The 16,908-nt window shown below is 42.9% G+C and carries 8 protein-coding genes; 5 read left to right on the top strand and 3 right to left on the bottom strand.

The genetic code is table 11. From position 1 onward, the window contains the following. Window positions 1–66: 66 nt before the first annotated feature. Entirely contained in the window at window positions 67–690 is a 624-nt protein-coding gene (locus AC4II3_RS23195) for a DciA family protein (protein ID WP_488013970.1), read from the bottom strand. A gap of 205 nt (window positions 691–895) precedes the next feature. Here AC4II3_RS23195 and AC4II3_RS23190 point away from each other — a divergent pair, with 205 nt between their 5' ends. The 3 genes from AC4II3_RS23190 to AC4II3_RS23180 all read left to right on the top strand — a co-directional run bounded on the left by AC4II3_RS23190 (window position 896) and on the right by AC4II3_RS23180 (window position 4,298). After that, a complete protein-coding gene (locus tag AC4II3_RS23190; RefSeq protein WP_488013968.1) occupies window positions 896–2,320 on the top strand; it encodes a hypothetical protein in 1,425 nt (474 codons plus the stop codon). A gap of 80 nt (window positions 2,321–2,400) precedes the next feature. Beyond that, window positions 2,401–3,099 (top strand): PspA/IM30 family protein, encoded by a 699-nt coding sequence (locus tag AC4II3_RS23185; protein ID WP_488013967.1) that lies wholly within the window; start codon window positions 2,401–2,403, stop codon window positions 3,097–3,099. 431 nt (window positions 3,100–3,530) lie between these two features. Continuing rightward, window positions 3,531–4,298, top strand: a complete 768-nt coding sequence (locus AC4II3_RS23180; RefSeq protein WP_488013966.1) for a PspA/IM30 family protein — start codon at window positions 3,531–3,533, stop codon at window positions 4,296–4,298. Window positions 4,299–4,502: 204 nt separating this feature from the next. On the opposite strand, the gene AC4II3_RS23175 is transcribed toward AC4II3_RS23180, so the two are convergent. Both AC4II3_RS23175 and AC4II3_RS23170 read right to left on the bottom strand, forming a co-directional pair. Continuing rightward, complete coding sequence (locus AC4II3_RS23175) at window positions 4,503–5,468, bottom strand: glycosyltransferase (RefSeq protein ID WP_488013964.1); 966 nt, start codon at window positions 5,466–5,468, stop codon at window positions 4,503–4,505. 226 nt (window positions 5,469–5,694) lie between these two features. Continuing rightward, on the bottom strand, window positions 5,695–7,287 hold the full coding sequence (locus tag AC4II3_RS23170) for a carotenoid oxygenase family protein (RefSeq protein WP_488013962.1): 1,593 nt from the start codon (window positions 7,285–7,287) through the stop codon (window positions 5,695–5,697). Between the two features lie 509 nt (window positions 7,288–7,796). On the opposite strand from AC4II3_RS23170, the gene AC4II3_RS23165 reads away from it, so the two are divergent. Together AC4II3_RS23165 and AC4II3_RS23160 are read left to right on the top strand one after the other, a co-directional pair. Continuing rightward, window positions 7,797–11,552, top strand: a complete 3,756-nt coding sequence (locus AC4II3_RS23165) for a filamentous hemagglutinin N-terminal domain-containing protein (protein WP_490722896.1) — start codon at window positions 7,797–7,799, stop codon at window positions 11,550–11,552. 409 nt (window positions 11,553–11,961) lie between these two features. Then, window positions 11,962–15,678 carry a filamentous hemagglutinin N-terminal domain-containing protein gene (locus AC4II3_RS23160; protein ID WP_490722895.1) on the top strand — a complete coding sequence of 1,239 codons (3,717 nt, stop codon included), beginning with the start codon at window positions 11,962–11,964 and terminating at the stop codon, window positions 15,676–15,678. Window positions 15,679–16,908: the final 1,230 nt, after the last annotated feature.

Below are 16,908 nucleotides of genomic sequence, written 5' to 3'. Positions count from 1 at the left end.
CCTACTCCCTACTCCCTACTCCCTACTCCCTACTCCCTACTCCCTACTCCCTAATAAAACATTGCTCTAAATTTGCCGTTGCTTAGTAGCACAAAGACCACAGACATCCCAACGCTGGAGTTCTCCTGGTGGAGTCGGACACTGACACTGAGGACAAAGTGGTAAATTTTGCGATCGCATCTGCATCATCTTTGCCCAACTTTTAAAGGCTGCTTGGGGTCTGTGAGTTTTGTCACTAGTTGTGTCAGTAGTTTTGTCAGTGGCTTCACTACTTTCTGTCTTTTCTGTGTACTCTAATTCCTCACAAACCAGTGATGAAGACATTGGCAAGATGGTGCTAGGATGTCTATGGTTTGGGGTCAACTCAGATTGTGAATAGCCATTGCCCAAAACTTGTGTTTTCTGCCACTGAGCCGGAGAAAAATGGATGTCAACTAGGGGCTCAGACCAACGAGCATTAACCCGTTTCAACAACATCCGGCGCTTAAATTTTAATTCTTGTGCCCAAACAGAGCTACATGTAGCTACATATAAGATATTCCTAGAGATAGCATAGGGTCTGGTATGATTAGCTATGTTCACTCCTACTATTTCAGACCAAGACTTAATTAGGTATGACAAGCGTTGTATACCTTCCCACTCGGGCTGATTTGTAATCCTATCTAAGATCTGATTGAGTGATTTAAGCATATCGCCTTACTATAATTAGTTAATTTGACCATAGTTTTGATTGCTTCAGGACTTACTTCACAGCCTCTAAGCCTGTGCCACACTAGAAGCCTGTGCCACATTGGGCAAAAAACTAGCTTAGAGTTATTAGGGTGACCCTAGAGATAGAATGGCTGCGTAAGTCCTGTTGCTTGTTCTATAGCACAAACGACCCATAGAGTCTGCCATGAGCCAAAACTCCTCAGTTAATTCATCCCCTAGCTCGACGGGTAACTACAACCTCAACTCAGTTTTACAAGCTGCTCTGAGTAGCCTTGATGTACAACTAGAGGAAGAATTAGCGCGCTACCGACGTCGAAGAGTAGGACGCCCAGTCATGACTAACCGTAGTCTTGGTCGTAACCGGGCCCGTAAACCCCTAGAATTAATTTCTGTGGGTGAGGTACAACAGAAATCCTCTCCATCACAGACAAACAAGACCATCCCTCAACTAAAGCAGCCATCAACCATTCCACTGCCAAACCTAACGGCCAAGGGGACAACTTCTCTCAAACAACCACAAGAGCCATTGGTTGAGCAGACTGAATCCCTCGATTCCCTGTTATCACAGTCCCCGCAAGCTACTCAGCCACCAGTTGTCTCCCAGTATAATAATGGTGAAAGTGCTAGCTTAGGTATTCATAAAAAGGCTACGGAGCAACTTAACCCTCCTGAAAAATTGCCTGAAAACTCAGGTAGTTTGATCAAGTTAGGGGCTAACCAAACCCAGCCAGACGATTATCTCGAATCATCAGAAAAACTACTACAGAGTCTGGCAGAAGATGAAGAAGAATTTGACAACCAAAAGCAGGTGTCTTACCAACTGCTGACTCCGTTAAATGTCGGTTTTATGGTACTTTTGCTGTTGTTAAGCGCTACCCTACCCTATATCTTCTCCAATCCCTCGGTGTTAAGTAATCTGGATCTGTCGCAGCTGATTAGCTCCATCATCCCCAAGATTTCCAAAACCCCCCAAGATATTAAACCAGATCAACCACAACAGACTGAGTCGGTTCCTAATTCTCCCCTACAGGGTGGTCCTAATTTGGCTTCTGAGGAATTTGTAGACTTGAACTTACATACCCTTTCTCAAGTGGAAGCTACTCCAGGACCACAGCAAAAACCTTTTTATACAAAAGATGTCCCTTTACCTAAGGTGGTTGAATCAGCTCCTAAGGTGGTAACTAGACCGATGCCTCCTAAAGGGTCTTCCTTATCTTCAGTACTTTTGCCTTCCGTTCAACCACTCCAAAAGGTTCCCCTGTCATCATTACCAACAACCTCAGGCTCTTTAGTACCCCCAGAAAGACGGGCACAGTCAGGATTACTTGAACCAGCTATCTCTGAAACACTCCAGAATCAAGTCGCATCCCTAAAAACAGTGGTAGAGGAGTCTTTACCTGCTCGGGATCCTTTCTACTATGTGGTGATCAACTACGATGGTAAACGTTCCTTACAACAAGCTAGGACAATTGTTCCTGATGCCTATGTGCGCAAATTATCTCAAGGTACCCGGATTCAGATGGGAGCGTTCAAATTTGAACATGAAGCACAAGGTTTGGTAGAAAAACTCCAGAAACAGGGAATTACTGCTTCGATTTATCGTCCTTAACTATAGTGTTAAGTGTCAGGTTAAATCTGAATAACATCAGTAAAGATTACCTAAGCCCTGATCATCTATGGAAAGCTGCCATGGGATTATTAGATCGTATGTTGAGAATCATTCGCGCTAGCCTTAATAGTCTGATTAGCCAAGCTGAAGATCCTGAGAAAATCCTGGAACAGGCTGTCGATGATATGCAGCAGGATTTGATTCAAATGCGTCAGGCTGTAGCTCAAGCGATCGCTACCCAAAAACGTACCGAACGACAAGCCTCTCAGGCTCAAGCGGCTGCTGAGCAATGGTACCGTCGCGCTCAGTTAGCCTTGTCAGCAGGAGACGACAACTTGGCACGGGATGCCCTGACACGGCGGAAATCTTATCAGGTGACCGTCACAACCATGAACGCTCAGCTTTCCCAGCAAGCTGAGCTTGTGTCCAAGCTCAAGGAAGAGCTGCGTACCCTAGAACAGAAAATCTCAGAGGCGAAAACTAAAAAGAACTTGTATATTGCTCGGGCTAACTCAGCTAAGGCATCTATGAAAATTAATGAGATGCTCAGTAATGTCGGTACCAGTAGTGCCTTGAGCGCTTTTGAAAAGATGGAAGATAAGGTAATGGAGCTTGAAGCCCGGTCTGAGGCAATGGCTGAGTTAGGTACTAATCAACTCGATCAGAAATTTGCCGCTATCGAAGCTAACGATGATGTGGAAGCTGAGTTAGCCGCCATGAAAGCTAATCTGATTCAAGGCACCGACACCCCTCAATTACCCTCAACTCAGGCAGAATAACCGAAAAATCCGGAAAAATCCGATAAATACTTGGAAAAAGTAATTAGTTTCCCTCAAACTCCCCTCTTCGATCAGATAAAGACGTTTTCTGCAATATGGAACTATTATAGTATATCATAAGCGCCTCTGGAACCCAATTTTTAACCCCTCCAACAGCAATCCCTTAGAATCCCCCATGGTTCAGCCGCCAGAAAGTTCAACCCTTAGCTTGTTGTCTAGCACTTTTTCCCAAGAAGTTTTTAAACTGGATGAAAGGCTCCCTGTCTTAATGGCTAGGGTATGGGTCAAGCCCGCAAATTTTTCAGTTCCCCAATCAGACTTGAGATGGGACAGCCACAATTGCTTGTCCTTCAAGACAACTTAACTAGGCTTAGGCACCAGCAAGCCAGTTTTATAACTACAATGTACATTCCTAGAGGATAAACAGTGTTATGGGATTATTTGATCGCCTTAGCAGAGTGGTCAGAGCTAATCTGAACGATATGGTTAGCAAGGCTGAGGATCCAGAAAAGATTCTGGATCAAGCTATTGTTGATATGCAAGAGGATCTGGTTCAATTGCGTCAAGCAGTTGCCAGGTCAATTGCTGAACAAAAACGCACAGAGCAGCAATACAACAAAAACCAAACAGAAGCTAACAACTGGCAGAAAAGAGCTCAGCTGGCTCTCACCAAAGGGGATGAAAACCTGGCTCGTGAGGCTCTGGTGCGTAAGAAGACCAATGCTGAGACTGCTGCTACCCTGAAAAATCAGTTGGATCAGCAAACTAATCAGGTCAATACTCTTAAGCGTAATCTGGTGGCTCTCGAAGGCAAAATTTCCGAAGCCAAGACCAAAAAGAATATGCTCAAAGCACGAGCTCAGGCGGCTAAGGCCAATGAAAAGTTACAACAAACTATGGGGTCTATCAATACTAGTGGCTCCCTAGCGGCGTTTGAGCGTATGGAACAGAAAGTCTTGGAAATGGAGGCTCGTTCTGAAGCTGCCCATGAGCTGGGTGGTGCTGACTTGGAAAGTCAATTTAGACTCTTGGAAGGTAATGATGTTGATGATGAGTTGGCCACGATGAAAGCTCAGTTGGCTGGTGGTTCTGTATCTCAAGAAGCTTTACCAGCCTCAGAAGAGAAAAAATCGACTTCCTCAGATTCCCCTGTTGACAAAGAGTTGGAAGACCTTCGCAAACAAATTGATAATCTGTAGTCGGAGCAAATCCGGTTAATAACTTTGGCTTCAGGTAAATTGTTAATTGTTAATTGTTAATTGTTGATTAGTTAATTGGTTATTGGTTACTAACTAATTGGTTACTAACTAATTGGTTACTAGCCAATTTTCAATTTTCAATTTTCAATTGACTAATTAATTACTTTGTGTTAATCAAAATAGTTAAGTGATGAAAATTGCCAATTAAAGCGGTAACTTGTGGTATAATTGGGGTGCGCACCCTAGAGTATTTCTAAGTAACAGCAACTTCCAAGCAATCGGTGAAAAAGCAATCGGTGAAAAACACTCAGGAAACAATAACTTAGCGGCACTGAGCAACTTACCTCGTTTAAGGGCTACTAAACCCCAATGTAATCTCAGATAAGCTCCCAGCTCCCACAGTAATGGGAGTTTACCTTGGTATTTATCACTGACTAGCGCATAGATTTTTTCCTTAATGGAAATATGGGTTTTAAGACGTTTCTGGAACGAAAACTTTTGATTATAAGCACCAGACCAAATCGTCCGGTAAGCTAAACACTTATTGATAAATATAGCATCCCCAAACTGAGCGATTTGAATCCAGGAATCAATATCATCAAAGTTGGTATCTAAGCTAGAATCCCAACCACCGGAACTCAGAAAACCATCACGGGAGAAAGCCACTTGCGCTGGGGTCCCAAACGGTACCATTTCCAGAAGCATTCCATAATGAATGTCTTCTTGGGCTATATATAACCTTTGGGATAAACCCACTCGCCGTGTTACACTTAGTTCTACTCCTAAGGTATCTACTTGAGCCGATTGGCAAGAGCAAATCACCGCTTTCGGATGTAATGCGATCGCATTAGCCATTTCTTCAATGCAGTTCCTGGCTAAGTAGTCATCATCATCCAACAGCTTGATCCAATCACCAGTTGCCAACTCTACCCCTTGATTTACCGCTTTCGAGTGGCCCTTATTATCGGAATTTCGGTGATAAACCAGGCTCTGCTCACCAGCACCTGTCAAAGCTTCACTGCGCTCTTGGACATAATCTTCGGTTCCATCAGACGAACCGTTGTCAACGATAACAATCTCACAGGTAAATGTCTGAGCAAGTGCGCTTTCAATGGCGCGCTTGAGTAGATCTAGGCGATTATAAGTCGTGATAACAACGCTGAATTTCATCCGGCACCCCTGAGGAAAATTCTGTTATTAGCTTAGGTTTAATCATCAAAGCTCCAACCCTATAATTCCCCTGCAAGCTTATTAACTAGTAAGTTTAGCGTAATTATCTCCTCTTGTTACTTAAAAGTTTCTAGTTAAAGTTTAAACCCTGGCCTTTCGGCCACGCTACGCGAACAACCTTAAACCTTGGCCTTTCGGCCACGCTACGCGAACAACCTTCAACCCTCTAACTTTCAACCTTAAACCTTAAACCTTCAACCTTATTAAACCTTGGCCTTTTGGCCACGCTACGCGAACAACCTTTAACCTGATTCAACCCAACTCCCAACAACTCACCACTCCAGCTACCATGTAAACCGTAAGGGATATGATGCTTCAAGTGCAGTCGTGCTACCGGTCCACTAGTTAAATCACGACCATCTAAAATTACTAGATCAGACCGGTGATGACTAGCATCATATACTAAGGTCAACACCCAACCATCATCTTCTCGTTCAGCATTGGGTCGTGGCACAAACATTGGTTCACTTATAAAACCCTTTGGCGCAGCACTCCAGAATTGTTGTGTTTTTGTGGCCATATCTATTTTTAGAATCCCTTGTAATGGCGCATTACGGGTGGGATGATCAGCAGCTCCGATAAATAAGTAGCGATAGGGATTTCCTACATGATTAGGGTGAATGCTAGGAAACTCGCAACAGCGCTCTTCTAATAAGTTACTCGCTACGGTTTTCTGGGTTAAGTTCAACGTAAAGCGCCAGAGTTGCCCTGGTGCGATCGCATTAAAATCAACCTCCCGGAAATCACTACCTACCTCTACTGCTGATAATGACTCGTAGCAAATGGAATCCACATAAATCTTGCCATCTTCCTCAAAAGCATTAGCGTGATGGAAGATAAAGCCCGATTGGGTTTCTAGGATTTTGACTTCCTCTGTATTCTGTTTACGAGGAATCACTATAATCCGCGTCGGTTGTTCAGGCTGATATGCCAAACACTCACCAGCTCCTCGGTATCCCAACAGGAACGGAAAAGGATTATAGCTAACAGGATTTTGGAAGAAAATACAGTAATTTGGGGTAATCGCAAAATCGTGGATGAAGCAAAAACCAGGAACACTATAAGCCTGACGTCGTAATAGTTTACCGGTTGGGTTCAATTCGTAAATAGTAATTTTGCTAGACAGACCTGGCTGAATTGCGAAATTCACCAGACAAGGTTGACCACCATCAAGCTTACACCTAGGGTCAATCCAAGGATGAGCAGCAAAGGATTCACCCCCTAATAACACTCCATCTAAGTTATCTTCACCGAAGGTTTCAAGGGTTAAGGGGTCTAGAGCGTAAGGTTTAGCAGCTTCCCATAAGGCTAAGAGTTTGCCACCCCAGTAGATCACATTAGTATTCGCAATATTTTTGAGTTGGACATCAAATAGATTCGCTAACCAACCCCCAGGCTTCTGAGTGCCAAACACTCCTCGATATACCGGTTTCCCCGCTTTTTGTTCCGCTAAGAAGCCCTCTGTGCGCACAAAGCGATTGCGAAAATGAGCTCGACCGTGATCAAATGCGATCGCACAAATCATCCCATCCCCATCAAATGGATGATGCACCCGGTAACCATTAATATCCAGCAAACCAGGACCATTCCGTAACCAAGTCCCCCGCAACTCCTTAGGGATTTCCCCTTCTACTTGATCAATCCAATAATCGTCTTCATGGCGTTGGGACTCATAACCTCTTGCCCAATCTTCCTGACTATAGGACACACCAGGATTAGAAACCCTATTGGCTTGTTTGTTCTTTAACACATTTTCCATCTTTTATCAAGTCCTTAGCCAGATTATTGTATAAATAGTTTTTAAGTTTATTTACATTTTATTACATTAGCAGACTTTGTATAGCAAAGGGAATCGGGAATCGGGAATCGGGAATCGGGAATCGGGAATCGGGAACAAAAATTCTCACAATTCCTACACGGATCCCTATATCCGTTGCCTATCTCTTAGATCGGTTATCCATCTCTGTAGCCCTGGCTAACGTTATTTCATAAAACTTTACATCAATACTATCTAGCAATTATAGGTATAATATTTATGTTATTATTTGCAGCAGTAATAATTAGTATTGCTAGTAACAATAACGGCCTCAAGCCACTATTAATCAAAGGTCAGCAATCAGCCGTCAGCTGTGAACTTAAAATAAACCCCACGTAGCTTGCGTCAATGGGTGAGCTGATAGCTGATAGCACCTCAAGTAGCGTGCGCGTAGCGCATAAGCTGATAGCTTAAATCAATTACCCCTCCCCAGGCTCAGGAGAACAAATCCCATGGCATTAGATGTCTTGAAACGCTATAACACTCAGTTAGGTTTAGCCCTATGTTTAGCTATTAGTGGCGCGTGGGTATTTATAGCTAACCAAGCTCAGGCTCAGATTACTCCTGATGCTACTTTGCCCCAGGGAGAAACGTCACAGCTAGACCTGGGCTCTGGTGAGGTAAATGGGAAAATTGTTGATTTAATCAAGGGAGGAGCAATCCGGGATATCAATTTGTTCCACAGTTTCGTTGAGTTTAATATCGACAAAGGGCAAAGGGTTTATTTTGCTAATCCCGCTGGGATTCAAAATATTCTGTCTCGGGTAACTGGTGCTAATCCTTCTAATATTCTTGGCACCTTGGGTGTGGATGGTGGAGCGAATTTGTTTTTGATTAATCCCAAGGGAATTTTCTTTGGGGATAAGGCGAAGCTGGATGTATCCGGTTCATTTGTGGGCACCACGGCTGATGGGATTGGGTTTGGCAATCGAGGAGTGTTTAGTGCCTCTAATCCAGAGCCGCCATCGCCATTGCTGACGGTTAATCCTAATGTGTTCTTCTTTAATCAAATTCCCGGTAAGATTACCAGTCAAGCTAAGTTGGAAAAGCTAGCGGTTGATAACCTGTTGTTGCTCGGTGGTGATATTGAGGTTAGTAAGAAAGATAGTAAGAAAGATAGTAAGATTAGTACCGTTCAAGGTGGGAATATTCTGTTAGCGGGATTGGGCGCACCAGGACAAGTAGCATTGACTCAAGAGGGTGACAAGCTGGGTTTGGATTTTCCCGATGGCGTCAAGAAAGGGAATGTTGTAATTAAGAATAGCGCTATAGAAACTACCGTAGCTAAAGATAGCGATGTTGATGGTGGTGACATTGGAATTATTGCTAATTCAATAGAAGTAGAAAACACCGAAAATAAGAAAGACCGAGGGATTTTTACCAAAACTGAGAATAATGGTAGGAAAAGTGGTGATATTATAATCACTGCTGATAACTCAGTATCGATTAAGTCTACTGCTAGAAAAGAGCGCCAGGGAATCTTTACGATAACAGAGGATGAAGGTGGAGAAGGTGGAAAAATTACTATCGACGCTGGCTCGTTGACAGTAGAAACGGCTCGAAGAGAGCAGGGAATCTTCACCATGACTAAGGTCAATGGCCAGAAAGGAGGTGATATTGTAATCACCGCTGATGACTCAGTTTCGATTATTTCTTCTAGTAAGAATAAGACTCAAAATGGAATCTTTACTTTAACTGACGAAAAAGGTGGCACAGGGGGAAGTATTCAAATTACTGCTGGCTCCCTGATGGTGGACTCTGAGAAAGAAACACCGGGAATTTCGGCAAGAACAAAGGGAGATGGTGATAGTGGCAGCATTACCATCAATGTGACTGGTGATGTAGAACTGAAAAATAAAGGTACCATTAGAACAGAACAAGTTGAAAACAAAAAAGTAGATAGAAACGATAAAAAAGGCCGTCCCGGAGATGTCTTATTAAATGTCTTGGGTAATGTTATACTCAACGATAATAGCCGACTTCAAATATTTAATGGCGGGGCAGCAGATGGAGGTAGAATTACCATCTTGGCTGGGGAAGCAGTTGAAGTCAGATTCAAAAGCAAAATTGAGAATGTAGCTAAACAAAAATCTACAGGATCGAGTGGGGGCATTGAGATCACAGCTAAGTCCCTATTACTTGATGCTCGCAATCCCAGCAATCCTAACTCGAAGAGAAGTGATAGCACTCAGATTACAGCTAAGACCGATCCAAACACTAGAGGTAACGGCGGTCCGATCAACATCCGTGTTGGTTCACTGACGATGATTGGACCTGAACCAGATAGATCACGTTCTGATGGTATAACTGCTAGTACAAACGGATCTGGAAAGGCGGGAGACATTACCATCATAGTTGATGGAGACTTCATTATGGAAGATCGAGCCCAAATTGAAGCGAAATCTCAAAATAACGCTACAGGTAATGGTGGCACGATAACCATTGAAGCTGCTTCACTTTATTTAAAAAATAAGAGCACTATCAGTGCTACTACTGCCAAGAGAAGTAAAGGAAATCCGGGAAATATCATAATAACGGTTAAGGATAAAATTGAAATTACTGGCCAAAGCAGCGCCATTAAAACAGAAATAAAGGATAAGAGAGGAAACCAGCAAACCCTAGAAAAAGAAACGGCTAACATTGACATTACAGCTCGCTCTCTATCCATTAAAGATGGAGGGAGAATATCAGCTTCTACTCAGGGCAAAATTAAAGCAGGTGATATTACAATCAATGCTAGGGATTTTGTGGAAATTTCTGGGATTAAAAGAAGCAGTCGCATATCCACTGAAACTAGAGATGAATCTCAGGGTAAAGGAGGGAGTATTGACATCACAACATCGAGCTTACGTCTATCCAATCGTGCACGATTAGATTCTAAAAGTGAAAGTAACTTTCCCGGTGGTGATATCCAAATTGATGCCGATGAAGTGCAACTAACTGATGGTGCTGAAATTATTGCCACTTCCAAAACAAGTAAAGGTGGGGACATAACCTTAGATTCAGACACCTTGACCGTAAACAACAGCGAAATTTCTGCTTCTACCGAAAGAGGAACTGCAGGAAATGTGGAAGTCAACGCTAAAGACTCAGTATTGTTAACTGGAAATCTACCAAATAAGTCTAAATCTCCGGCAGGAATATTCGCTGAAGCAACCAAAGGTGGTACTGCTCAAGATGTGACTATAGAAACAGACGAGCTAACGGTCAAAGATGGAGCACGAATAGCAGTAAGCGGTGTCCCATTAACAGATAGTGGTTTTCCAGATAGTGACGTGAAGCAGAGTGAGCTAGGAGAGGCTGGCAAACTGACCATTGAGGCTGAGTCTCTCACTCTAGACAACGGCCAACTGGTAGCTGCTACTGGAAAAAATCCCACCAACAACGAACAAGCAGCAACTATTGATATTGATGTGCCAGGAGTGATCATACTTGATAACAACAGTTTAATCTTGGCTGATGCTACAGGGGATGGAGTCGATGGTGGAAATATCGATATTTCTGGCGGAGCATTAGTAGCGTTGCCTTTAAATAATGATGACAAAGGTAGCGATATATTTGCCAATGCTCAGGATGGGGATGGTGGAGAGATCAACATCACCCTGCAAGGCTTATTTAATCTGAACGTACTGGAAGATAGAAGTGCGTTTATCGGCTCAGATGGAAATCCAGACCGATCCTTAGTTTTCAATAATAATTTTAGTGAAATAGCAGCGGTTAGCTTGACGGGTGAAGGTCAAACTGGGACTGTGACCAGGGATATTACCAACTCAGCACAGGATCCTGAGATACTACCAACATCAATAGTTGACCCCTCAGCATTAATTGTTGCTAACTGTCCCAGGAGTGGAAAAGTAGCAGTAGATGAACTCGGTGAATTCATTGTTACTGGACGGGGTGGCTTACCCCCAAGTCCCCTAGACCCAATTACTCAACGGTCTGTACTGGTAGATTGGGTTACCATTGATACTGAAGAAGAGACTATCGAAGAAGCTACCTCTACTCCTACTCCTGAGGTTAGTTACTTACCCATGAGAGGAAAACGTCGTGTTGCTTCTACTCCTACTCCTGTTCGTCGTAAGAAAATAGTGGAAGCTCAGGGTTGGACTGTTCGGGAGGATGGAACAATTATCTTGACGGCTGAACCGAATACTGCTACTCCTAAGAGTAATTGGTATAATCCTAGGTCTTGTGGTAGCAAGGGTTGAGCGAAATGTTGGAAATTGCAGCAATTTTCAGCAATAATTATAGGGTTGGTGAATAACTATAGCGCGGTTCTTAATAGCTTCTAGCCTGGTTGATTCACTATCGAAAATTTCAACAATTTTGAAAATGCTCCTATGCTCGTGATCAAGCGCTTTGCCAAAGCATTCCCTATAGCCCTAGTTAATCTTAATTAACAAAACTTTATATAACTAGCTGCATATCAATAGTTGCCACCTCTAAGTTTATAATAGCTGAGGTTATTATTTCCACAAAAAATAACCTCAAGCCATTATCAATTAAACTGATGAGCTGCCAGTAGGTTAATTAAAACTAGGTTAATCGATGACAAGACATTGATTAACCTTAAGTGCAGTCAAATCACACTCCCCAGGCTGAGGATAAACCATTGCTATGGCATTAGATGTGTTGAAACGGTATTACAGTCAGTTAGGTTTAGCCCTATGTTTAGCTATTAGTGGCGCGTGGGTATTTATAGCTAACCAAGCTCAGGCTCAGATTACTCCTGATGCTACTTTGCCCCAGGGAGAAACGTCACAGCTAGACCTGGGCTCTGGTGAGGTAAATGGGAAAATTGTTGATTTAATCAAGGGAGGAGCAATCCGGGATATCAATTTGTTCCACAGTTTCGTTGAGTTTAATATCGACAAAGGGCAAAGGGTTTATTTTGCTAATCCAGCTGGAATTCAAAATATTCTGTCTCGGGTAACTGGTGCTAATCCCTCTAATATTCTTGGCACTTTGGGTGTGGATGGTGGAGCAAATTTGTTTTTGATTAATCCCAAGGGAATTTTATTTGGGGATAAGGCGAAGCTGGATGTATCCGGTTCATTTGTGGGCACCACTGCTGATGGGATTGGGTTTGGGAATCGAGGAGTGTTTAGTGCCTCTAATCCAGAGCCGCCATCGCCATTGCTGACCGTTAATCCTAATGTATTCTTCTTTAATCAAATTCCGGGTAAGATTACCAGTCAAGCTAAGTTGGAAAAGCTAGCGGTTGATAACCTGTTGTTGCTCGGTGGTGATATTGAGGTTAGTAAGAAAGATAGGAAAAAAGATAGTAAGATTAGTACCGATCAAGGTGGGAATATTCTGTTAGCGGGATTGGGCGCACCAGGAGAAGTAGCATTGACTCAAGAGGGTGACAAGCTGGGTTTAGACTTTCCTGATGGCGTCAAGAAAGCGGATGTTTTAGTTAAAAATAGCGCTATAGAAACTTCTGTAGCTAAAGATAGCGATGTTGATGGTGGTGACATTAGGATTATCGCTAATTCAATAGAAGTAGAAAACTCGGAAAATAATAGAGATCGGGGAATTTTTACTAAAACTGAGAATAATGGCAGCAAAAGTGGTGATATTATAATAACAGCTGATGAATCAGTATTGGTTCGCTCTACCTCTCGCCGAAGCAGAGATAATGGCATTTTTACCATGACCCGTAGAAAAGGTGGAGAAGGTGGTAAAATTACTATCGATACTCGCTCGTTGACAGTAGAGACAGCTCGAAGAGAGCAGGGAATCTTCACCGTAACTAACGTCAATGATCAGAAAAGCGGTGATATTATAATCACTGCTGATGACTCAGTTTCGATTATTGCTTCTAGTGGCAATAATCAGCATGGCATCTTTACCTTCACTGACAAAAAAGGTGGACCAGGAGGAAGTATAGAAATTACTACTGGTTCCCTGATGATTGAATCTGAAAGACCAACACCAGGAATTTCCACCAGAGCAGACGGAGATGGTGATACCGGTAGCATTACTATCGATGTGAGTGGCGATGTACTTCTGAAAGATCAAGGTACTATTAAAACAGAACAACGTAATCAAAGAAAGGGTCGTCCTAGGGATATATCATTAAAGGTCGATGGCAATGTCACCCTCGCCGATAACAGCAGAATTAAGAGCAAAAATAACGGTAAGGGAACCGGAGGAAAAATTACGATATTGGCTGGGGGAGCAGTTGAGATTAAATACGGTAGCAAAATTGAGAGTATCGCTCAAAAAGACGCTGAAGGAAATAGTGGGAGCATTGAGATCGAAGCTGATTCCCTATTGCTTGACGCTCGCAAAGATCCCAGCAATCCTGAATCTAAGAGAGGTCTAGTCCAAATTACGGCTAGAACTGACTCAGAAGCTGGAGGTGACGGCGGTCCGATCAACATCCGTGTCGGATCACTGACAATGATTGGATCTAATAAATCAGGTTCTGATGGTATAACTTCTAATACATCAGGAGCTGGAAAGGCGGGCAATATCACCATCATAGTTGATAGAGAATTTATCATGGAAGATCGGGCTCAAATTGAAGCGAGATCCCAAAAGGCAGCTAAAGGCGATGGTGGCGATATAACCATTAAAGCTGGTTCACTTTCCTTAAGCAATAAGAGCTCTATCAGTGCTGAAGCTATCAAGAGAAGTAAGGGGAATCCTGGAAATATCAAGATAACAGTTAAAGATAAGATTGAGATTATTGGGCAAAGTAGCGCAATTAAAACTAAGATAAATCCGGAGGCAGGAAACGATAAAACAATAGAAAACGTTGGCAACATTACCATTCAAGCTCGCTCTCTATCCCTTAAAAATGGAGGGAAAGTAGAAGCTTCCACTGAGGGCAAAATTCCAGCAGGTTATATTACAGTCAATGCCACCGATTTTGTGGAAATTTCTGGGGCTGGTGCCAAAAAAAACAGTGACCGAAACACTCGCATAGTCACCGAAACTAAAGGACAAGCAAAGGCTGAGGGAGGGCTTATTCAGATAGAAACACCGAGCTTGCGTCTATCAGATGGTGCAGTTTTGAATTCTCAAAGCAAAACTGACTTTCGCGGTGGTGATATCGAAATTGATGCCAATGACGTGCAACTAACTGATGGTGCTGAAATTATTGCTACTTCCACAACAAGCGAAGGTGGAAACATAACTTTAGATTCAGATACCTTGACCGTAAACAACAGCGAAATTTCTGCTTCCACCGAAACAGGTACAGCCGGAAATGTGGAAGTCAACGCTAAAGACTCAGTGTTGTTAACTGGAAATCTACCAGATAAGTCTAAATCTCCCGCAGGAATATTCGCTCAAGCAACCGAAGGTGGCACTGCTAGAAATGTGACGATAGAAACAGATGAGCTAACTGTCGAGAAGGGAGCACGCATAGCAGTAAGCGGTGTCCCATTAACAGAACAAGGGTTTCCAGAGACTGAAGTGGATGAGAACGGTGACGCGGATGAGAGCAAGCTAGGAGAGGCTGGCAAACTGACCATTGATGCTGAATCTCTCACCCTAGACAACGGCCAACTTGTAGCTGCTACTGGACAAAAAACCGACAACAAAGAAGCAGCAACTATTGATATCAATGTATCAGGATTGACAACACTCGATAACAACAGCCTAATCTTGGCTGATGCTACAGGGGATGGAGTCACAGGTGGGAATATCACTATTGATGGTGGATTACTGATCCTATACCCCTCTGACGGTGAAACAGGTAACGATATCTTTGCTAATGCTGAAGAAGGCCAAGGTGGAAACATCAACATCACCCTGCAAGGCTTGTTTGGAAACTTCAGGTTACAGGAAGGTCCAACTCGATTTAATGATATCTCTGCTATTAATTTGCAGGGTAATTCGTCTTTATTGGGATCTGTGCAGATCAATTCTGCAGTTAATCCTACCCAGGATCCTGAGCTCTTACCAACATCACTAGTTGACCCCTCAGCATTAATTGTTGCTAACTGTCCCAGGAGTGGAAAAGTAGCAGTAGATGAACTCGGTGAATTCATTGTTACTGGACGGGGTGGCTTACCCCCAAGTCCCCTAGACCCAATTACTCAACGGTCTGTACTGGTAGATTGGGTTACCATTGATACTGAAGAAGAGACTATCGAAGAAGCTACCTCTACTCCTACTCCTGAGGTTAGTTACTTACCAATGAGAGGGAAACGCCGGAGTGTCAATACTCCTACTCCTGCTCGTCCCAAGAAGAAAATTGTGGAAGCTCAGGGTTGGATTGTTGGCGAAGATGGTACAATTATCTTGACGGCTGAACCGAATAATGGTACTCCTAAGAGTAATTGGTATAGTCCTAGGTATTGTGGTAGCAAGGGTTGAGCTTGATGTTGGAAATTGCAGCAATTTTCAGCAATTATAGTGGTGCAGGATAAGTATAGCGCTAGTTTAACTAGCTTCAGCGGAATCCTGTAACTATCGAGAATTTCAGGAATTTCGGGAATAATGCGATCGCTCTGATTTTCTCAGTATAGCGCTATACAAATGATTGAGCCCCTTGTTAATCAACTTCAGTCCAATTCGTTGGCTATTGGATATTCCAACAATTTTTAATGATAACGATAATCCTAGCTTAATCAATTTTCTTAGTTATCGAAAATTTCAGCAATTTTCGATAATTGCGATAGCGCTAGCAACAGCAACAAAAGGTGAAAATCCGTTACTGTTGGAAATTCCAGCAATTTCGGATAATCGCGTTCGCGTAGCGTGACTGCATGTCAATCGCGTTAGCTTAATCAATGCGCGGTAGTTATCGGAAATTCCAGCAATTTGGGATAATCTCGATAATGCTAGCAACAGCAACGGGCGATAGTTATCGAAAAATACCTTAATTTCAGATAATCATTATCATACTAAGTGGATTGACAAGGGGTGAAAATTGTTTACTGTCGTAAATTACAGCAATTTGGGTAAATCACGATAATGCTAGCAACAGCAACTTCAGTAGAATTCGTTGACTATAGTAGATTACAGCAATTTGGGCTAATTACGATAGCGCTAGCTTAATCAACGCCCGATAGTTATCGGAAATTCCAGCAATTTGGGTAAATCGCGATAATGCTAGCAACAGCAACTGCGCTGAAAATCCGTTATTGTCGTAAATTACAGCAATTTGGGTAAATCACGATAATGCTAGCAACAGCAACGGGCGATAGTTATCGAAAAATACCTTAGATTGGGATAATCATTATCATACTAAGTGGATTGACAAAACGTGAAAATCGGTTATTGTCGGAAATTCCAGCAATGTTGGATAATCACGTTCGCGTAGCGTGACTGCATGTCAATCGCGTTAGCTTAATCAACTTCAGTACAATTCGTTGACTATCGTAGATTACAGCAATTGTTTACAGAAATGCGATTGACCGTAGGTCACGCTACGCTCCGGAAGCTTTGCTTCCGCGCTTATGCGATCGCATAACGGCTCCTCATACCCAAACTCTAGCAACTGCGATCGCTTTCGACAAAAGAGCCTTGCTCAATGGATACTTCAGCCCATGAATGCTTCCCCCACCTGCGTTCTCGTGGTGGGGGTGTCCGTCTTGATTACAA

The sequence above is a fragment of the Moorena sp. genome, from assembly GCF_982860115.1.
This window is presented reverse-complemented; position numbering and strand designations above follow the sequence as displayed.

Coding starts and splice junctions, on each gene's coding strand:
- AC4II3_RS23195 (WP_488013970.1), bottom strand. CDS start 690: ATGCTTAAATCACTCAATCAGATCTTAGATAGGATTACAAATCAGCCC.
- AC4II3_RS23190 (WP_488013968.1), top strand. CDS start 896: ATGAGCCAAAACTCCTCAGTTAATTCATCCCCTAGCTCGACGGGTAAC.
- AC4II3_RS23185 (WP_488013967.1), top strand. CDS start 2,401: ATGGGATTATTAGATCGTATGTTGAGAATCATTCGCGCTAGCCTTAAT.
- AC4II3_RS23180 (WP_488013966.1), top strand. CDS start 3,531: ATGGGATTATTTGATCGCCTTAGCAGAGTGGTCAGAGCTAATCTGAAC.
- AC4II3_RS23175 (WP_488013964.1), bottom strand. CDS start 5,468: ATGAAATTCAGCGTTGTTATCACGACTTATAATCGCCTAGATCTACTC.
- AC4II3_RS23170 (WP_488013962.1), bottom strand. CDS start 7,287: ATGGAAAATGTGTTAAAGAACAAACAAGCCAATAGGGTTTCTAATCCT.
- AC4II3_RS23165 (WP_490722896.1), top strand. CDS start 7,797: ATGGCATTAGATGTCTTGAAACGCTATAACACTCAGTTAGGTTTAGCC.
- AC4II3_RS23160 (WP_490722895.1), top strand. CDS start 11,962: ATGGCATTAGATGTGTTGAAACGGTATTACAGTCAGTTAGGTTTAGCC.